Genomic DNA, 19,676 nt, shown 5'->3' with positions numbered 1-19,676 from the left:
CAAAAAAGTCTGGCGTCAAAAATAAACTGGATAGGAAGTCAGATTAGTTTCTGATCTTCTTTTTCCAGTTTTTGCTCTTCATCTTATTCAATTCGGCACATGATAATTGCGGGCTGTTGTTTTTTGTTTAAAAATCATTTTTTTCCATATGAGCGGGATACCGCCAATGAGGTATAAATAGCGAGCATCGATGACTTTTTTCAGGAGAGCGGCGAATTTGCCTTTGACTTTCTTCACTTTGAGTAGGCCTACTGCCTCTCCTCTGCCCAAGGAAGCCACGGTTCCCTTGAAATCGTATGCGAAGGGCTTAAGGTCACGGCCGCGAGCGGCATATAAGAGATTTCTCGCTACGTTGTAGCCTTGCTGAACGGCAATCTGGGCATTCGCCGGATAAGGCGTCCCTTCAGGGCTCATCACAATGGAGCAATCACCTGTAATATATACATCCGGATACTGGTAGGAGCGCAAGCATTCGTCCACTTTGACCCTTCCCCGCTGGACATCGAATCCCGCTTGCTGTAACAAGGAATTCCCGCGAATGCCTCCCGACCAAACAACGGTGCCTGCACGAATGAACTCGCCATTCCCCAAAATAACGCCATCTGGCGTGCACTCCTTGATTGGTGTGGATAGTTTATACTCAACACCTTTGCGGCGCATTACTTCCATGCCATATTCGACAAGATCTTCAGGTAGACCAGGAGGCAGCGCTGATGGGGAGGCTTCAACATTTATGATTTTCACAGTGGACGGGTCGACGTCATAGGTCCTGCTGAGCACAGGGATCCGATCCGCCAATTCCCCCACAAACTCTGTTCCAGTGAAGCCTGCACCCCCAACCACAAAGGTGAGGTACTCTTTCCTCTTTGGCTCCATTTTTGACTTGGCAAACATATATTCAATATGCTGGCGAATAAAGCGCACGCTGTTAATGCTCTTAATTGACATCGCATATTCATTCATCCCAGGAATGCCGAATGTCTCGGTTTCACTCCCCAGCCCAATAACCAGATAATCGTAGGAGAGGTCCCTATCACCGAGCACAACCTTCTTTTCCTCGGGCAAAATTTGACTTACCGTTGATTTCACAAAATGAATCTTACGCTCATCAATCAAATCCGCAATCGCCACACGGGCATTATCGTGATGATCGGTACCGGCAGCCGGCATATGCAGATGTGTCGTCATGTAGTGATAATCATGTTTGTTCACCAAGGTAACTTCCATCTCACTTGCTTTCATCTGCTTTTGAAGCCTAATGGCTGTGACCAGACCTCCGTAACCTGCGCCAAGAATAACCACTTTCGGTTTGCTCATTGAAATCCTCTCCTTGGATTGTGAAATAAATCACATATATTTGTGAAAAATATCACATACTTTTATATGTAGAGCCGATTAACGACTCTTTCTTTTATCATATGCTATTTCTCATCGAAAATCACTATAAATTTGACCAGTTTTTGAACAATAACCGTTTTTATTTGGATTCGAAGCCGTCGCTCTCCGCTTTATCATGTAAGCGGCGTAATCGAAAACAGTTCATTCCTGCCACGCCGAGCTCCTCCAGCAAACCAAAGTTAGCCCAAGCGCCCACCACCGCCCCGATGCCGGGGACAAGCTGAAGCATTTTACGAAAATCAATCGTATCCCGGTATTCCTGCTGCAGCTGCTGCCAATCCACTTGATTCATGTAGTCCTCAGCCGGTGGAAAGGAATGAGAAATGGTATGCCAATTCTTAATGGTATGAAGAAGATCCGGCTTCTTATTCGGACTGGAGAAGGCCAGCTGAAACACGTAGAGAATGAACAACCGCTCCCGGTAATCTTTCGTTGAGTAGCCGTACGCATGCGCCAGCTCAAATAGGAATTTTAATTTAATGCCGATCAAAATCGGGAAATCCGCCAATCCTAGCAGGATCCCCCCCGCTCCCGTACCTGCTCCTTCTGCTGCAGCAATCTTTTTATATAGAGATAATAATTCCTCAGCTTTGGCATCGCTATCTGCTAAGGAGACGCCGTATAGCGGGTCGTTTTTGGGGATGTAATTCATACCGAATAGGGTCGTTTGCACGATTCCTTTGACGGTCGCGGTTATTGTCTTATGAACCTTGTCGGGGATCAAGTTATTGATGCTGGTTTGAACAGATTTGGAGGCTCTCTCCATCAGGTTGGGAGTTCTCTGCTGCCGGATTTCCCAGCGTTTCAGCTTTTTTAACATCTGCTGTTCGTAAATTGTGTACGCTGTTTCCATTCTCGCCACCGCCATCCCTGTTCTTCATTTAAGTATAGTATACGGGGCGATTGGTCTCAACATGACGTGGTGAACGGAGAAGAATACGGGGAGTGGCGGGAAGCGGCATGAAGAAGAGCGTGAGAAGAGCATGAGGAAGTGCACAATGAAAGAGCAAAGTGAAGAGCAAAGTGAAGAGCAAAAAAGAGCAAGGGGCTTCCCCAAAAGTCCTATTTGGAAAATTCAGCTCCAACTTGTGAATTTCACAGTCCGCTTGCTACTTCCATTGGATTATTCCAATAGAAGTGGGGATTTTACAGCCTAAAAGTCAATTCCATTGGATTATTCCAATAGAAGCACGAATTTCGAAGCCTCAGAGTAAATTCCATTTGGAAAAATCCAATGGAAGTATGAATTTTGTTTTGAATACCGATTCGAATGTCCCTGAAGGTCAATATGCCTATAGGGGCTGTCCTCAAGTAGTTTATCTACATTTGGGACAGCCCCTGGAAATTATGATTGCATGTACATTAGTAATGAAAAACAAAGAATGCCCGTGATAACGAGAATGGTATCCATACCTCGCCACTGTAAAGTGTTTTTCTTCAACAGCAGCTGTTTGCCGTCGATTTTTTTCAGTTCCATCGCAATGGTCATTTGCTCTGCTTTATGAAACATAGCAAGCAGCAAGGGGACGACCAGCGCAGGGATATCTCTTGTGCGAACAGCACCCGGGCGGATTGATGCTTTGCCTCTGGCTCTTACGATGGCTGAGAACCGCTGCCACTCCCGCAGGATGAGTGGAATGAAGCGAAAAATCAAGGAGACGGCCAAAGAAAACGATTCTACCGGCAGCTTAACTTTGCGGAAATATTTCAAGGCCCAATTGAGCCCTTGCACGAGCTGACCATAAGGCGTCGTGACGACTAGCCAATAGCCTGCCATGAGGACGAGAAACAAACGTGTCAACGTGAGTGCCGTGCTCCAGCCACGCTCCGCCGAGAAACCAAGCGGAAACTGCCCTTCAGCGGTTGACCAGTCCAGCCCTGCCAGAAGGATCGAAATGAACATGAAGATCAGGAATGGCAGGGCGATCTTCATGCCGCCGCGAAGGACGGATCGCGGGAGGCCGAGAAACGCGAGGCTGAGGAGCAGCATGGAAGCCGCGAGGCCGCTCCACTGCTGCTGCTGCATCGTTCCGATGACGAGCAGCAGATAGAGCAGCCACTTCGCGCGCGGGTCGAGCCGCAGCCAGACGGCCTGCGGCGGCTTCGGGGCCACGCCAGCTTCGCGCGCGGCTTGCGGGCTCGGCGCTGCCGCTTGCGGCGCCGGCCTAGGGCTGGCGCTGGCGCATTCGCGCAGCGCCTCTGCGATCGCTGGCGCGGCAAGCGCCGGCGTGAGCCGGTCCGGTGCGATGGCGATGCCATAGCGCGCCAGCTCTATAGCGGCCTCCACGCAGCTCGGGAGGCCGACCCCCGCGCGCGTCAGCACCTCCGGCGCGCGGCAAAGCTCTTCCGGCGAGCCGTCGAAGACGAGCGCGCCGCGGTCTAGAACGAGGACACGGTCCGCTAGCGGAAAGAACGTGTCCAGGTCGTGCGTGGCGATGACGAGCCCGCCACGCTCGCGCGCGCGAATGATGCGCAGCAATTCGCGGACGGCTGCCGCCTCTAAGCCGGCAGTTGGCTCATCCATGAGGAGCCAATCCGGCGCAGTGGCGAACGTTGTGGCCAGCGCGAGCCGGCGCTGCTCGCCGCCGCTCAGCGAGAAAGGCGACCGATCCATAGCGATGACGCCACGTGGATCGAGGTCAGCGCAAGCGGCGCGAATGCGGCGCTCGCGTTCGTCCGCCCCGAGCCGGTAAGGACGCAAGGAGTACGCGAATTCCTGGCGTACACTGCGCGCGAACAGCTGTTGCTCGGGGAACTGAAATATCAGACCTATACGAAGGAGATGGGCTTGATCTACTTTCCGTTTGTGCCACAATGGCTGCTCATCAAGGGTAATCGTTCCTAAGGTTGGTTCCAGTATTCCGGCCATGACCTGCAGCAGTGTTGATTTCCCAGAACCCGTATGACCAATCAGCAAGGTCAGCGACCCTTCCGACAATTTGAAGCTTATATCCTTCAACAATTGATTGTTAGGATCATCCGGAGCATCTACCCGAATGTCCTGCAGAGCTATGGGCATAAGGACGACACCGCCTTGGCGAGTTCTTCCATATCTATCGGGAGGAGGTCAAGCTGACAACCTTGCTGCTGCAAACCAATGGCTGTCTTAACCACAAAAGGCGGATCAAACCCTAACTCCATACAAGGTGTCATAGCCGGTAATTCTCCCCCTTCCCCATAAAAAAACGCTCTCGGCTCCCCATTAAAGGTAATCCGTCCCTCTCCAAAACCAACGACACGCGTAGCATCCGCCAACTCTTCCAAACGATGGGTAATCCACACAATCGTTGTCCCTTGCTTATGCGCTTCACGTACCGCTTGGCGCACTTCCTTCCTTGCCGCAGGGTCAAGCATTGCGGTCGGCTCATCTAATACAAGGATCGTTGGATGAGCCGCAAGCGCTGCTGCGAGATTCACCAACTGCTTTTGCCCACCGGATAACGTGTTAAGCGTACGCTCGATTGGGATCGTCAGTCCAACGGCAGACAAGGTTTCAATGTACCATTCTTTACGTGCTTCTGTGCTTAAATTCTGCCCATAGGGCAGGTAGTCCAGCTCTTCCTGAACAGTATCCCCAACAAACTGGGCATCCGGTATTTGCAGCACACCTCGGGTTAGCCTATGCTGGTCTTGTTTATGCACAAATTGCCCACTGGAGAGCGGACTTAAGCCCAGTAATACACTGGCTAGTGTACTTTTTCCGCTGCCATTGGGTCCTATGACGACAATCCACTCACCCTTATGAATATCCATGGAGACATCAGACCACACTTGCCTTCCATCTCCCGATTCTGTTCGATAGATCACGGAGGCTTTCTCCAAAGAAGCTAAAATCTCACTGTTTGCCATATGTAAAATGTTCCTTTCACTTTCACAAAAGATGTGCTATCATCTGTATTGTTAACCAAAGTCAATCTAGTTGGTTAACAATACATCAACAATAACAGAAACAGGAGCGATGAACAATATGAAACTCACTCTACGCGGCGTTGTTTTTAGTGCACTATTTGCCGCTATTCTCGTTTTATTCAGCTTTGCGAAAATTTCTCTTCCTTTGACACCCGTGCCTATTACATTGCAAACACTGGCGGTAATGCTAGCAGGCGGGCTTCTGGGAGCTCGCTATGGATTCCTTAGTATGGCCCTCGTTGTCGTCCTCACAGCCATCGGCTTTCCCCTACTTCACGGAAATGGCGGTTTAGGTGTCGTCCTCGGACCTACTGGCGGTTTCATTATGATTTGGCCTATTTCGGCCATGCTTATCGGTCTTATTTTACCTCGTATTCGGATGAATGGCATCATGGGATACATCGCCGCCTTCTTTGTCCTTGAAGTATTCGGCTCTCTCATTCTATATCTGGCTGGAGTTCCTTGGTTAATGTACAAAGTACCAACCTATACATTCGCCAAAGCCATGGCAGCAGCGTGCTATCCATTCTTACTTGGAGATGCAATCAAAGCTGTGGTTGCAGCACTGATCATTGCTCCTGTTCGCCAAGTATTCCCCCCGCAAAGACTTACGTGCTCCTCTTCACACAGCGTTGTTAAAAGTAATAGTCCTACAGATCTTAGCATTTAAGACTCTAAATTCCATGAAAGTGGTTGAACCATCCACCTAACTAAAATTAACGAACAACGGCCTTACAGCCGTAGAAGATCTGAGCACATACTCAAATCTTTTACAGCTGTATGGCCGTTTTTTTGTATTGCTTTTCGAGTGTGGATATCAAATTTTTACGATTTTGTAATGTACAGCACGGAATTTTTATTCGATTGTAATGCCCTGACGTGTAAGCTAGTTCTTGTAGACAACAGCACGTTGCAAACAACAGCGCAATCCAAACATCATCGAATAGGAGTGTTATATATGAAAAACAGCAAAAAGACATTAGCCGCATTAACCATCACGGCAACCGTAGGTTTATCAGCAATTCTTCCATTCAATGCACTAGCAGCTAATCCTTTCACGGATTCTGCCAACACGGCTCAAGTTCAAACAGCTATTGAACAATTAGCACAGCAGCAAGTTGTATCCGGATATGAGAACAACAGCTTCAAACCGAATCAGATTGCAACTCGCGCAGAGGTTGCCAAAATCGTCGCTTTAGCACTTCATGTGAGCATGGACCCAGCTGCAGTCAACCATTTTAACGATGTATCAAAAGGTGATTGGTTCTATTCCTATGCAGTTGCCCTTGAGACTCTAGGTGCCATGAAAGATACTGCCGGACAATTCCGGGGAGGTCAATCCATCTCTTCCGATCAACTTGCTGACGTGATTGCGAACGTGTTAAAAGTTGATAAAACAGCGGTTGAAAAGCTGCCAAGCTTTGCATCTATCACAGGCAGTCAAGTGACGCGAGGTCAAGCCGCTCTTCTTATCTTTGAAGCTCAGCAATTAGCGCCTATTCAAGTGACTAAGCTTCAAGCTTTGAATGCCATAACACTGCAAGTTACTTTCTCGGCACCGATTCCAGCGGCAGAATTGGAACTGGATCAAGCATCCAAAAACTTTGTTTTTGACAATGGCCTAGCAATCAATAATGTTCCACGGTTAAAAACAGGTTCCAAATCCACCTACATCGTTCCAGTTCCTACCCAAAAAGCCGGGACCACTTACACACTGACTTATAAAGGTAAGCCTGCTGGAACTTTCACAGCGAGCACGGAAAAAATTGCCCTAAAATCCACAGCGCAGGTAGCGAGTGATTTGTTTGAAGTTGAATCCCATCTGGCTGATGGTGTTGCTGATTATGGTTATGTAATTGCTGCATACAGCAAAGGCCGCCCAGGTTCATTCATCGTTGACGAGAATAACACCTACAATGGTAAAACGTATCAAATTCTTTCGTCGATGCGCAGCCGTCAAGTGCAAATTACCCCTGAGGGTGGCGCAACAATGACAGCGAACTACTTGCCATTCACACAAGCAACCGATGGCCGTCAAGCTCCTAAATTTATTCTACCTAACGGCGAAACGTTCAAAGCCGGTGTCAAATATACAGTTTCGGCTGACTGGGCTACTCTCGCGAATCCAACTTTTACAGCCAAAGAAATCGCGCCGCTTACTATTCAATCTGCTGCCGCGGTTGATACGAAGACGATCACTGTCACACTATCGCAAGATCCTAAGGATGAAATTTTCGTCTCCCGACGTGTTACACTTACCGCTACTGACGGTACGGTGTTAACAGCAGAATACACGCTGACTTCACGTAAAGGCGCTGTAGGTACTTTCGCTCTACTTAATAACGCTCAACTTGTTCCAGGCACTTCTTATACCGTTGCTCCAGTAGGTAAATGGTCTAATGCAACAGGCGTCACTTTGACTTTAACAAAATAATCTTCCATTAAGATAGAGATCCGAGGGTACCTTGAATGAGGTGCTCTCGTTCTATTATTTATCCCTATCCAACATATCCGAGGTGAATTCCCATGTTACGTAAAAACCTTTCCTTCCTGACAATATTGACTCCGCTCACGCTGCTTCTTCTATTAATAGGCTGCGGGTCGCGTCCCGACGCGGCAGTTGGTTCCAACATCACAGCAACGTCAGCACCTGTTCCTACACCGTCAGTACCTTCAACAACACCTGTCGTTAGTCCAAAACCAACAAATACCACTCCGCCCGATGCTTCCAATACCACTTTGATGGTTACACATTCGAAGAGTGACTATATATCTTTCTTAAACCCAGCTTCCGGCAGCTTCGAGAAACTCATCGTCGGTCAATCTCCTTTCGCTATTGCGGAAGGGTCTAATCATCGCGCCTATGTATCAACAGCGGAAGGTATCGCTGTGGTGGATACCCAGTTGCGTAGACGCGTAGCCCTTGTACCTTACCAAGCAGATGTAGGTAAGCCTCAATTTGGCGAATATCGTCCCGGCGGCATGGGTATCGCTGTGTCGCCTGACGGCCGATACGTCTATGTAGGTGTTTACTTGCCCGGCAGAAGCAAAAGCCAATTAGAGATCATGGACACCGAAAACCTCTCCATGACAGGCAGTATCTCAGTAGGAATCCGACCGTTCGATGTCGTTACCAGCCTCGATGGCCGTGAAGTTTACAGCATTGATCATGATTCTTACTCTGTGACGGCTATCGATCTTGCCAGTAACAAAGCTCGCACCCTTGAGGTAGCTCCGTATGGTCGCGGCGGCTTCGAGAAGCCCCATTATGCGGCGGTTCGTTCCGATGGCCGTCTACTCTTGCCTTACCAAGGCCGCGGTCTTGTCGTTCTTGATCCTGTCAGCGGCAAGTATGAGACGAAGTCGCTAACCGGCAACACGCATCAGGAAGGCGTTGCCCTTACACCTGACGGTAAGCAGCTGCTCATCGTCGGCATCGGCTCTGCCGGCAGCGCAACCGGCAAGCCTAACTTAACGGTGCTCGACATAGCTGCTCATGCCGAGAAAATCATCCCTCTGGCCCGTATGCACCAAATGGTCGCCAGCAGCGCAGACGGTCGTTACGCCTACCTCACAGGCGGCGTCACTTATGCCGATACCGGTTGGAACGGCATGACCGTTGTTGACTTGGAGTCTGGCGCAGTCCGCGACTTCGAGATCCCTGATTATCCTTTGGATGTGCAGCTGCTGAGTCGGTAAGGTGGTTTTTCATCGTTAAATAGTCTCATGCCAGCTTGAAATAATCTGGATCATTGCGCGGAAATAAGAGTCCCTAGAAGCTTCTATTTCGAGAAAAAGTAGCTAATGGTGGGAAATAAGAGTCTCCAGAGACTCTTATTTGATGCCGAACACAGTGAATCTGGAACATTCCGCGGAAATAAGAGCCCCTAGAAGCTTCTATTTTGAGAAAAAGTGACTATTGATGGGAAATAAGAGTCTCCAGAGACTCTTATTTGATGCCGAACACAGCACAAATAAACTTTAATGATGCAAATCATCGTCTCAGCGGCTTTATCATCAAAATGATGGCCTTCAGACACTCTTTTATGATGTTTTACATCACTAAAGTGTCCTCTTAACGGAAAACACCTACTTTAGCGATAAAAAACATCGTTTCAGCCTCTGCGTGTAACTTTTCCGATAGTGAGAAGTCCATTACGGCTCTCTCAGCACACATTTGTCGGTCATCCAACTAGCTCCGAGAAGTCCTTTTCAGACTTCTCAACAACATTTTGCTACTTTTTCGACGGTGAGAGGTCCTTTACGGCTCTCTCAGCATACATTTGTCGATTAAAAGGTATCCATCTAGCTCCGAGAAGCCCTTTTCGGACTTCCCAGCAACACTTTGCTACTTTTCCGTCGATGAGAAGTCCATTTCAGCTTTCTCAGCTTATTTTGCATGTGATGCGAGACCAAAAGCCCCTTACCTGATTAAACAAGGCAAGGGGCTTTTCTATGGGCTCTTACTTTATGAGAACTCGCTTAGCAAACGGCCGCATGCATTCAATCTTTCAACATGCATTCACTCGGTCAGCATTCATTCATTTATTCATCATTCTTTTATTCATTCGTTCATTCATTCATTCATTCATGCTTCGCCATGTAGCCCACCCCAGGGTAGGTAACAATAATCTCCTGCCCCTCTGCAAGGCTCTTAATCTTTTGGCGAATTCTCGCGATCGTGACCCGCAAATATTCAACTTCATCGCGGTATTCACTCCCCCAGATTTCGCTCAGCAGCTGCTCATGGGTCATAACTTTGCCCGCATACTGCAAGAGCAAAGCAAACAGGTTATACTCGGTCTCCGTAAACTTAACCTCAATACCTCCCAGCCATATTCTACGCTGAGCAAGATTAGCCGTGACGGGTCCAAGTGTGATTTCACTCGTTGTGACTGGAGTCGCCATTCGGCCATCCATCCGGCGAAGCACGGCGTTCACACGGGCGAATAGCTCATCTAATGAGAACGGCTTCGTCAAATAATCGTCCGCCCCAAGGTTGAGTCCTTGCACTTTATCCGCACCATTGCTCCGCGCAGTCAGCATGATGACTGGCACACTAGAGTACGAGCGCAGCCTTTTGAGAACGTCGAATCCATCCATGCCAGGCATCATCAGATCTAGTAAAATCAAATCCGGATCAAATCCCTCAACCTTCTCAAGCGCCTCAGCGCCGCTCTGGCAGGCTAATGTTTCGAAATCCAAAGATTTGAGGTTCGCTGCGACGAAACGCACGATTTTGGGCTCATCATCGACGATCATAATCTTCTTCTTGTTCATTTTCAGCTCTCCTTCCCTTGGAACCTCGGTATGGAGAGGATAAATGTGCTTCCCTCACCAGGCTTGCTCAATACGCGAATCTCTCCGCCGTGCGCTTGCATGATCCCCTTGCAGATCGCAAGACCGAGTCCGGTTCCGCCCGTTTGACGGCTTGATGACACATCAACTCGGTAGAAGCGGTCAAATATTTTATCCACATGCTCTGCAGATATCCCGATGCCATTATCTTGAACTTCCAGATGAACATAACGCTCATCCGCTTTAGCGGTTATTCGAATTATCGGATGCTGCTCATTATAGCGAACTGCGTTCGTGAACAAGTTCACGAGAACTTGCTCCATGCGCAGCTTGTCCGCGTAGACCAAAGGAATATCATCGGCCAGATGCAACTCGAATTGGGTATGCTCATAATTCGCTTGCTGCGGCAGCCTTCTCTTGGCGCTTTCCACAACTGCTTCCAGCCGGAGTGGCTGCGGGTTGATCCGCATGGCGCCCGATTCGATCTTCGAGATATCCAACCACTCATCGATCAGATCCTGAATGCGCCCGATATCTTCATGAATTCCCTCCAGCAGCTCCTGCTTAAAGCTTTCTTCCCACTGGGCATCCACACGAAGCAGCGTCTCAACACCCCCGCGTATACTTGTGATTGGTGTTTTAAATTCATGGGAGGCAAGGGAAATTAGATCATTCTTAAGCGCATCTATTTCGTGCTCCTTGGTCATATCACGCCACACATAGCCGCGGCCAAAAACTCGCCCTTCTCTAGCGACCTGAAATGCCGAAACCATCATAAAGCGCTCTTTGCCATGCTCAGATTTCACCGTAAAAGCACCCTGCACCCTTGGCTCAGCAGTAAGCATCTGGAGCTCGTCTTGACGCTCGGGCAGCAAAAGAGCAATTCTTTCAAACAGCGCAGCTTCATTCATTGCTCCCAACTCTAACATCGGAATTGCGAAGATTTCGGCCATCCGATGATTGGCATAAACAACATTATGCTTCACGTCGATCAGGACAACCGCATCGGACATGCTTTCCAGAACGGCATTTAAGGTCGCATGCTCGTCCTGCAGCCGCTGGGTTCGTTCCTCAACACGATTCTCAAGCTCGCTGTTGAGCTGCAGCAGCGCTCCTTGATTTTCCTTAATTTGCTCAGCCATCCGGAAGAAATGATCAGCCAGCAATTGCAGTTCAAGAGGTGAACCCTGAGGAACGACTTTGCTGTCCGGCTTGGCGAAGGTGCCTCCTGCAAGACGCTGCGTGTAACCAACCAAGGCATGAATAGTTCCATTCAGCCGTTTCGCCAGAAAACTGCCCAGCAGTACGGTCAATATGAGTGTGAACACCAGCAGCAATATCGTGATACGGAGAGATTCGATAAAAGCAGCATTGACTGCGGCTTTGGACTTACTTACCCAAACGATCCAATCGATTTCGGGAATGGCTTTGTAGGTAATCAGTTCTTTATGAGTAGAGGTGCTTAATTGGTAAGTTCCTTCCCCCTGTCGCTGGACTCGGGCATCTTCGGCAACAGGCTCCTTAGATAAATCCGCCATGGATTCAGTAAGTGCAGCGTTAGGATGATAGATGGGTTTACCCGCATGATCCAGAACAACTGGATACGCTTCTTTGCCATAATCATATTTGGTAACAAGCTCCTTAATGGGAGCCAATTCGAGCACGGCGAGCACAAAGCCATCAGCTTGCCTATTTCCCTTATAAATCGGTACAGCAATCGCGACTGCCGACTGATTCAAACTTTCTGGTCCCCGGAATAACGAGGATATGATGGTCTTTTGTGCGGTTTGCACACGTTTGGTGTAATCTCTCTCCTTGACGTCGGCGCCAATGAGTGAAGCATTCGCTGCAGTGTGACTCGCTTTTATGATCCCATTTTGATCTACAACGTAGATGCCGGTGAAGCCCGCCAAATTTTCTTGCAGCGATTGCAGCTTTAGCGTTAAGCTTTCGCGCGTACGAAATGTAGCGTCCGATGCCGTAATTGTGGCAGCTAACGTTTCAACCGCATTTCGATGATAGTACATGTAATCTTGGACGGCATCCCCTAGTCTGTAGGTCGTCTGCCGCTGATTCTGATTGGACTCCTGCGTAATATGGGTAATTTGAGAAACTTGAAAACTGCCTAGAATTAGAATCGGAATCATCGCCATAATAGCGAAAGTTATGGTCAAATGCGATCGCATAGAATAATGTTTCAAAACATGGTTCCTCCGCTCTAGCAACACTATTCTTAGATGTGTTCATTAGCTCTATTTTACCATTAGCAAAAATGTAATGAAAATGAAATCTGAAATTCATCTGATTTTAATGAAGTAAGCCTATAATAAAGTTCGACCCCCCTTTAAAATATATACTTAGACCCGCGGCCCGTTGCTGTGGGTCACTTTTTTGTTATAATGTATAGAAATGTATAGAAACTAAACAAAAAAGGGCGGCTTCTTATGGAAAATGACCAAGAGTTGATTACGACCAAATTTCGCGAAATTAAAAATGTCATCTCCTCTTATTTGATGCAGGTGCTGCCTCACTTTCAGATTTCACCGATTATGATGTATGTCATGGAGTTTCTACGCAAACACCCTGAGTGTATCGCTGTGGATATCTCGAATGAATTCGGGCTAACCAGAGGCGCTATCACACAGCTGTTAGATAAATTGGAATTGCAGGGTTTGGTCATCCGCAAGCCGCATCCCACTAGTCGCAGAAGTCAGCTCGTTCAAATGACGGATAAAGGAAATGAACTGATAATTAGCATCTTAGCTGCGTACAATAAAAAAATCGAACAGCTATTTACCCCCTACTCTAAGGAAGAATTGGCTGCACTCAAACAGCTTTTAGAAAAATTGCCGTTATAATCCCAACGTTTCTGTTGGGATTTCTCATTTTCATCTTGACTAATTTGTTTAATCATTATATTGTTTAGTTTGTAAACAGTTTAAAGAATAAACACATAAGGAGTGTTTTGATTGAATAAAATTATAGCGATCACCGGAGCCTCGTCGGGCATAGGCTTAGCGACTGCATTGCAATTTTCTGAGATTGGTTGGACGGTTTACGCTGGCACACGCAACGTCGAACGCGATCAAGAGAAGTACGGCCATCAGGCTAATCTTCATTTTATCGAAATGAAAGTCACCAGCCCTGAATCTATGGTAAATGCGTTTGCCGTTATCGAAAAGAACCACGGTCACCTTGACGTTTTGTTCTGTAATGCGGGCTTTGGATTTTTGAGAGCCTTGGGGCAAGCGACTATGGAGGAGATCCAAAACGTTTTTGATACGAATGTCTATGGAGTTATGCATACGATTCGTGCAGGGCTTCCGCTGCTTCGCAAGTCAGATGCTGGACATCTGATTGCAACTACAAGTGTTGGCGGCTTGGTCGGGCAACCCTTTAATGAGATTTATTGCGCGGCAAAATTCGCCGTTGAGGGTTTGTTAGAAAGTTTAGCAACCTACTACAAGCCCACATTTAATATCGATGTTACGCTGCTTGAGCCCGGCGCGATTGCAACCAATTTTAACAGCACCGTCCTCGGTCACGTTCAAAAAACCGGCGGCATTCTAGAAGATGAATATAAGCCGATTATCACGCAGTATTTGGACACCTTCTCCAAGCGGAATTCGGTGCCTCAAACGTCAGAATCGGTTGCAGAGGTGATGGTTAAATTAGTCACGGAGTTGGATCCGAAGCCATTACGCATTAGAACATCGGAAGCTGCGGAAGCTTTCGTCCAATATAAAGTGAGTCAAGATCCCACTGGTCTGGACGGCATGCTCAACACACGTAAACTGCATTTGAATAGGTAAAAATCAAATCAAATACCACTTCGGAACGTAAAAACGTTCTGCAGTGGTATTTTTCAAATCCAAAAAAAGATTGCATAAACTAATATCATTAGTTAATATATTACTATAATTAGTTTATCTGTGAGAGGGAGTGTTGTTATCATGATGATCATGATGAAAGCCGCCAATTTAGGCTTACGTTTTCTGCTAGAACTTTGCATCCTTGCTTCCCTTTGCTATTGGGGATTTCACGTTGGCAACGGGTGGCTGCTCAAATGCATTCTGGGCATTGGCACTCCACTGCTTGCAGCTATTCTATGGGGCATGTTCGTTTCACCGAAAGCTTCAATAACCGTCTCTCAGCCTCTGCAATTTATTATCGAACTCGTTATTTTCGCAGTTGCCATTATAGCCCTTTATGTAACCGGCAAATATTCTCTCGCTATTTGTTTCGCTCTTTTTTACATCCTTCATCGCATTCTGAAGTTCCTCTGGGAACAATAAAGGCGGTCACATTTGGGCGACGAGCAGCCCATCTTTTACAATAACGGTATACGCGGTTAGACTTTTCGATGGCACATTCAAACAAACGCCTGTATGAGAATCGAATTCCCAACCATGCAAGGGACATACCAGCTCCCCACTTTCCTCTTCTACCAAACCCCCAGCATGCGGACACTTACGCGATACTAAACGGTAGCTATCGGGTTCGTCGTTTTTCAAAATCCAGTACTTTTGGCTTTCAACCTTAACTTCTGCGGGTAAATCTGTAAATCGCTCTTCCAGACCCAGTTCAATTTCTTTCATCCTAATCCTCCTAGCAAAATGTTGATTACTCCGTCTTAACAGTTTATCGCAATCCATAAGCTTCTACACATAATTTCCCACAATGTTACGATAGGATGTCCATAATCTTTCGGTACAGTAAGGGTGTAAGGGAAATGACTAACATCCCCTACAAGTTACATATATCGAGAGGAGTTTTCAAAATGAAAACACAATGGAAAAAACGCGCAGCTCAAACTAGCTTGCTAGCCGTAATCGCAACTATCGCATTCGGAGCCGTTACTGCATCCGCAGCAGACACGAACAAAGATACGAAATCGATCCAAGCCGCCGTCCAGATTTCACAACCTGAAGGAAGTAAACCAGTCATGATGTTCCGTGCGACTAGCGCTAGCGCAGGTCTACTAATGCAGCCATCGCATGAGCGAAACTACTGGAAGCTGCTTGCCAGTTCCTATGCACCAGAAACTTTATCCGACTGGAAGAAAGCGTTGGAAGATCGCAAACAGGTAGAAAATGAGTTTCCAAAGCCTACTTTTGCTAAAAAAGTGATCTTTAAAAAAGATGCTGAGACTGGTAAAACAGAAGTTGGGAAAGTCCTTACTGATGACGATGTGCTCCAATTAGAAGGGGCCGCAGCTTCCGTTACTGCCGTTCCTGCTGTTCCCTCGGATACAATCGCGACAGATGGTGTTATAACCCCGCCTACAAAAGATATCATGATCAAACAACTGGTTACCCAAGCACTTCCACTTGAGGGTGCTGTAGCTGGTGATATAATGAAAGCGGAGCCGTCCGAAGCATTCAAACGTCAGCAGAAATTAACAGAAGCGGTGGAAGCAGATGATTCCGCGGCGATTAAAAGCTTATTGCCTGAATTGTTGAAGGATTATGTGAAGCAAACCGAAGAGCTTCGCGAGTTGACGAAGAAATTGAAAACAGAAATTCCAGCACCCGCTGAGAAATAAAGTTTGTTTAGCTATTTGAATCTAGTGGAACCGATCGCATTTTTAAGCGGATCGGCTCCACTTTTTCCCTATGTGGTCAGGAAAGTAGGAGATTATGCACATGTATCATATCTATCTGGTAGAAGATGAAGAGGATTTAAGAGGCGTCCTCGCAGCATATTTAGAGAAAGAGGGGTGGCAAGTGCGCTCGTTCCCCGATGGAACCTCAGCCCGAGAAGCAATCTCGGAGCGGCCGGACTTGTGGGTCCTCGATATTATGCTGCCCGGCGTGGATGGTTATCAATTGATGCGGGAAATCAAGGCGGATCAACCGATGCAGCCTGTTATCTTTATCTCCGCGCGGGATGCAGATATTGATCGGATTATTGGACTGGAGCTAGGCAGTGATGATTATCTGGCCAAGCCTTTTTTACCGCGGGAACTCGTCATACGCACACGTAAATTGCTTGAACGTGTCTATGGGGAACGACTCGGCGGATCCCTGACAGCCGCCCAAGAACGCCGCGTGAAACTGACCGTTGGACCCTATCTGATCGATGAGCAAGGCCGCATCGTGACCGACGCCGATGGAACGAACCCGGATCTTACGTCGAAGGAATTCGAGCTGCTGCTTTACCTGGTGAATCACCATGGACAGGTGCTTGAACGTCAGCAAGTACTTACCGCTGTCTGGGGTATCGATTACTTCGGTACGGATCGTGTCGTCGACGATTTGGTGCGAAGATTACGCCGTAAGCTGCCGGAATTGCGACTTGAAACCGTGTATGGTTACGGATATAGGATGGTGAAAGCATGAGAATGCGTCTGGGAAATTGGCCTCTTGCGGTCAAGCTATGGGGAGCGTTCGCCTCCTTAACACTTTTGATTTTCACATTGCTCGCCATCCTGCTTCCTTGGACACTGAAGGGGTTTTTCACTGAGCAGCTGTATGATATTTTACTCGATACACAGAGCGGTCTACGTGTGGAAAGCACCAAAGCGGCGACATTTGCAATCCCCGCGGAACCAATCATTCAACTTCCGGTTCCCAGTTTTGTACAGGGCATACCTATGGACAAGCGCATTTTGGTCGTACCGAAAATGGAACTCAATGAAGTAAACAGCATCCTCCCTAATTCAACTATGGCGACACGCGCAACCGCGACTATTCATGGGACATTTAGCGGACCAACGATTCAGCATTTCATGATAAGCGGTACTGCTGCCAGCAATCAAACATTTGCTTCGAGCGCTACCATTAGCGAGCCTTTCATGCAGGCTATGGAGCATGATGCCTTCGCACAACAACTGCCCGTAGAAAAATATACGCGGAGTATTGAGAATAAGAGTATCTTCTATGTGATTCGCAAAGAAGGGGATTTAACTAAGCCCAACTTCATCGTCTCGTATGCTTGGGGAAACTATCGCAATGATCTTGTGATGACGATGTTTGGCCGGCTCATGCTGCTGATGGTAGGTCTTATTGTCATTAGTTGGCTCCCCTGTCTGGGAATAGCTCGCTATTTCACGCGTCCACTGGTACAGATGGAGCGCCATGTTGGGCGGATGGCCGAACGTGACTGGCACGAGCCTATCTCAACAAGCCGCAAGGATGAAATTGGCCGGCTAGCCAAAGCGATTGAATCCATGCGGCAGCGGTTAGTGCGCCAAGATCGGGCGCAGCAGTTCTTCCTGCAGCATACGTCTCACGAGCTGAAGACGCCTGTGATGGTGATTCGCAGCTATGCGCAATCCATACAAGACGGCGTTTATCCGAAGGGAACCCTCAATGAAAGCGTTGGCGTTATTATGAAGGAGGGCGAGCGGTTGGAGAAGCGGATTCGCGACTTGCTGCTGCTGAATAAGCTAAACTATTTGACGGCCCGAGAGAAGCCCTTTCAGCCTTTTGAGATTAACGCTGTCGTTGAGGATGTGGTTGAGCGACTGCGGTATCGTCGTCCTGAAATCAAGTGGGAGATGGATCTCGCTCCTCATACCAAACTAATCGGTGATCAGGAACAGTGGAAAATAGCCTTGGAAAACATGCTAGACAACCAACTCCGCTATGCCAAAAGCTGCATTCGCATCCTGGTCAAATCACAGTCACTCGACAATGCGAATGCGATAAAAGGGCAGCCCTCCTTATCTGAGTTTTGTATAAGTAATGATGGCCCGCTTCTTGATCAATCCATCGCCGATAGCCTTTTCGAACCCTTCCGCTCCGGTGGCGATGGCCAATTCGGACTTGGCCTCGCCATCGTGAAGCAAATTATGGACCATCACGGCATGACCGTTCGCGCGGTGAACCAGAGAGATGGCGTATCCTTTTATATCGAGCCAGGAAAGCATGCGGACAAAACTAGTGTACCAAAAGTTTCATAAAGACAAAAAAGCACAAGCAACAGGAAACCGATTCCTGATCGCTTGTGCTTTCTTCCATGGTTCCACGGGAGCTCATCTAAATGGCACGATTCATGATTAGACGCAGAATGTGCGAATGATTGGCTCATAATATCCTCCTAGTTTATAATTGAAGTGAACGGCTCTACACTTTAACATTTCGGCTCTGAGTGCTATTATATTTTTATAAGAACTTTTTGATAAGTACGCACTTTGAAGTAGTATAGATACATTTAAGGTATATAGGTACTATTAAGTACCCTTATTTTCAAAAGGAGGTTTACTTCGATGCCCTATAATATTCCAGTTGAAGCCACGCTTGATGTGATCGGTGGTAAATGGAAGGTCGTCATCCTGTGCCATTTGGACAAAGGGGACAAACGAACAAGCGAGTTAAAAAGGTTAATGCCCGAAATTACCCAGAAGATGCTTACCCAACAATTACGCGAGTTGGAACAAGACGGAATGGTGAAAAGAACAAGTTATGATCAAGTGCCACCGAAAGTGGTCTACTCCTTGACCGATTATGGTTGGTCATTCAAACCCATTCTGGATGCCATGTGCAACTGGGGGGAGCAGCATATGAAAGAAAAAGATATGGCTCCAATACTAACTCATTAGTTGATCACTGAGCCAAGGTGATACAAGTAACTAATCCCAGGAGGTGTTTGCTTTGAAGATCATGATTTCAGCTTCGGAAGCAATGGAAAAAGGGGTCTGGGCAGATATACTTCGTCTCTTCGGGAGAGATAAAGATGAGGAAATATGGCCTCAGGAGGAATTTATATTAACTGAGGAGCAGGCTCTTAAGTTGAATCTTATAAAGAAATAAGCGATGCAAAAGAAGACCACCCAGGGGATAGTACCAACGGGGTGGTCTTCTTTCTCGTGGTTCTAGAAGGGGCAGCCTCTTCACTGATATTTGCATTCATCTACCCAAGGTAGGCTATTTTAGACGATCGTAGATTCGCTATTTATGCGAAATAGGCACTAATTCATGCAAATGAGGAACGTAGCGCCGCTATTTACATAAAACTGCACTTCTGTCAATAGCGTAGACACAAAATCAAGGAACAACCGTTGTATTAGGCCGGCTGACTTTTGTAGTAAAGTTGCTCAAAATGATGAGCCGACTCGTACCCTAAAG

The 19,676-nt window shown here is 47.4% G+C and carries 19 protein-coding genes; 12 read left to right on the top strand and 7 right to left on the bottom strand.

Translation table 11 applies throughout. The annotated features are described in order from the left end of the window. Positions 1–87 precede the first annotated feature (87 nt). Together AC58UU_RS29205 and AC58UU_RS29200 are read right to left on the bottom strand one after the other, a co-directional pair. Positions 88–1,317 (bottom strand): NAD(P)/FAD-dependent oxidoreductase, encoded by a 1,230-nt coding sequence (locus tag AC58UU_RS29205; RefSeq protein ID WP_497320806.1) that lies wholly within the window; start codon positions 1,315–1,317, stop codon positions 88–90. Between the two features lie 160 nt (positions 1,318–1,477). Continuing rightward, positions 1,478–2,251 (bottom strand): EcsC family protein, encoded by a 774-nt coding sequence (locus AC58UU_RS29200; protein ID WP_497320804.1) that lies wholly within the window; start codon positions 2,249–2,251, stop codon positions 1,478–1,480. A gap of 145 nt (positions 2,252–2,396) precedes the next feature. On the opposite strand from AC58UU_RS29200, the gene AC58UU_RS29195 reads away from it, so the two are divergent. Beyond that, positions 2,397–2,555, top strand: coding sequence for a hypothetical protein (locus tag AC58UU_RS29195; protein WP_497320803.1), 159 nt, complete (start codon positions 2,397–2,399; stop codon positions 2,553–2,555). Between the two features lie 188 nt (positions 2,556–2,743). Here AC58UU_RS29195 and AC58UU_RS29190 read toward each other — a convergent pair whose 3' ends face one another. Both AC58UU_RS29190 and AC58UU_RS29185 read right to left on the bottom strand, forming a co-directional pair. Then, positions 2,744–4,417 carry an ATP-binding cassette domain-containing protein gene (locus tag AC58UU_RS29190; protein ID WP_497320801.1) on the bottom strand — a complete coding sequence of 558 codons (1,674 nt, stop codon included), beginning with the start codon at positions 4,415–4,417 and terminating at the stop codon, positions 2,744–2,746. Next, on the bottom strand, positions 4,408–5,247 hold the full coding sequence (locus AC58UU_RS29185; RefSeq protein WP_497320800.1) for an ATP-binding cassette domain-containing protein: 840 nt from the start codon (positions 5,245–5,247) through the stop codon (positions 4,408–4,410). Before AC58UU_RS29185 ends, AC58UU_RS29190 begins: the two co-directional genes overlap by 10 nt. Positions 5,248–5,365: 118 nt before the next feature. On the opposite strand from AC58UU_RS29185, the gene AC58UU_RS29180 reads away from it, so the two are divergent. The 3 genes from AC58UU_RS29180 (at position 5,366) to AC58UU_RS29170 (ending at position 9,006) form a co-directional block, all read left to right on the top strand. Further along, positions 5,366–5,977, top strand: a complete 612-nt coding sequence (locus AC58UU_RS29180; RefSeq protein WP_497320798.1) for a biotin transporter BioY — start codon at positions 5,366–5,368, stop codon at positions 5,975–5,977. Positions 5,978–6,265: 288 nt separating this feature from the next. Beyond that, positions 6,266–7,741, top strand: a complete 1,476-nt coding sequence (locus tag AC58UU_RS29175) for an S-layer homology domain-containing protein (protein WP_497320797.1) — start codon at positions 6,266–6,268, stop codon at positions 7,739–7,741. 92 nt (positions 7,742–7,833) lie between these two features. Then, positions 7,834–9,006 carry a YncE family protein gene (locus AC58UU_RS29170; protein ID WP_497320796.1) on the top strand — a complete coding sequence of 391 codons (1,173 nt, stop codon included), beginning with the start codon at positions 7,834–7,836 and terminating at the stop codon, positions 9,004–9,006. Between the two features lie 885 nt (positions 9,007–9,891). On the opposite strand, the gene AC58UU_RS29165 is transcribed toward AC58UU_RS29170, so the two are convergent. Next, the gene (locus tag AC58UU_RS29165; RefSeq protein WP_497320795.1) at positions 9,892–10,587 is read right to left on the bottom strand and encodes a response regulator transcription factor; all 696 of its coding nucleotides are present in this window, start codon (positions 10,585–10,587) and stop codon (positions 9,892–9,894) included. 2 nt (positions 10,588–10,589) lie between these two features. Next, positions 10,590–12,806 (bottom strand): ATP-binding protein, encoded by a 2,217-nt coding sequence (locus tag AC58UU_RS29160; protein WP_497320793.1) that lies wholly within the window; start codon positions 12,804–12,806, stop codon positions 10,590–10,592. A gap of 243 nt (positions 12,807–13,049) precedes the next feature. Between AC58UU_RS29160 and AC58UU_RS29155 the strand changes: the two genes are divergently transcribed. The 3 genes from AC58UU_RS29155 to AC58UU_RS29145 all read left to right on the top strand — a co-directional run bounded on the left by AC58UU_RS29155 (position 13,050) and on the right by AC58UU_RS29145 (position 14,900). Beyond that, positions 13,050–13,463 carry a MarR family winged helix-turn-helix transcriptional regulator gene (locus AC58UU_RS29155; RefSeq protein WP_497320792.1) on the top strand — a complete coding sequence of 138 codons (414 nt, stop codon included), beginning with the start codon at positions 13,050–13,052 and terminating at the stop codon, positions 13,461–13,463. A 111-nt stretch (positions 13,464–13,574) separates the two neighbouring features. After that, a complete protein-coding gene (locus AC58UU_RS29150) occupies positions 13,575–14,417 on the top strand; it encodes an SDR family oxidoreductase (RefSeq protein WP_497320790.1) in 843 nt (280 codons plus the stop codon). A 141-nt stretch (positions 14,418–14,558) separates the two neighbouring features. Continuing rightward, the gene (locus tag AC58UU_RS29145) at positions 14,559–14,900 is read left to right on the top strand and encodes a YrdB family protein (RefSeq protein WP_497320789.1); all 342 of its coding nucleotides are present in this window, start codon (positions 14,559–14,561) and stop codon (positions 14,898–14,900) included. Between the two features lie 6 nt (positions 14,901–14,906). Here AC58UU_RS29145 and AC58UU_RS29140 read toward each other — a convergent pair whose 3' ends face one another. Continuing rightward, positions 14,907–15,203, bottom strand: a complete 297-nt coding sequence (locus AC58UU_RS29140) for a Rieske (2Fe-2S) protein (protein WP_497320787.1) — start codon at positions 15,201–15,203, stop codon at positions 14,907–14,909. A 182-nt stretch (positions 15,204–15,385) separates the two neighbouring features. On the opposite strand from AC58UU_RS29140, the gene AC58UU_RS29135 reads away from it, so the two are divergent. From AC58UU_RS29135 to AC58UU_RS29115, 5 genes are all read left to right on the top strand, one after another. After that, positions 15,386–16,150 (top strand): hypothetical protein, encoded by a 765-nt coding sequence (locus tag AC58UU_RS29135; protein WP_497320785.1) that lies wholly within the window; start codon positions 15,386–15,388, stop codon positions 16,148–16,150. Positions 16,151–16,250: 100 nt separating this feature from the next. Further along, on the top strand, positions 16,251–16,946 hold the full coding sequence (locus AC58UU_RS29130) for a response regulator transcription factor (protein ID WP_497320784.1): 696 nt from the start codon (positions 16,251–16,253) through the stop codon (positions 16,944–16,946). Further along, positions 16,943–18,511, top strand: a complete 1,569-nt coding sequence (locus tag AC58UU_RS29125) for a sensor histidine kinase (protein ID WP_497320782.1) — start codon at positions 16,943–16,945, stop codon at positions 18,509–18,511. Before AC58UU_RS29130 ends, AC58UU_RS29125 begins: the two co-directional genes overlap by 4 nt. Before the next feature lie 306 nt (positions 18,512–18,817). Beyond that, positions 18,818–19,150 (top strand): winged helix-turn-helix transcriptional regulator, encoded by a 333-nt coding sequence (locus tag AC58UU_RS29120; protein ID WP_171645049.1) that lies wholly within the window; start codon positions 18,818–18,820, stop codon positions 19,148–19,150. Positions 19,151–19,202: 52 nt separating this feature from the next. Next, entirely contained in the window at positions 19,203–19,361 is a 159-nt protein-coding gene (locus tag AC58UU_RS29115; RefSeq protein ID WP_497320962.1) for a hypothetical protein, read from the top strand. Positions 19,362–19,676: the final 315 nt, after the last annotated feature.

The sequence above is a fragment of the Paenibacillus sp. JT22N1 genome (genome assembly GCF_059692155.1).
The sequence above is the reverse complement of the archived record's forward strand: the minus strand, read 5'-3'. Positions and strand labels throughout refer to the sequence as shown.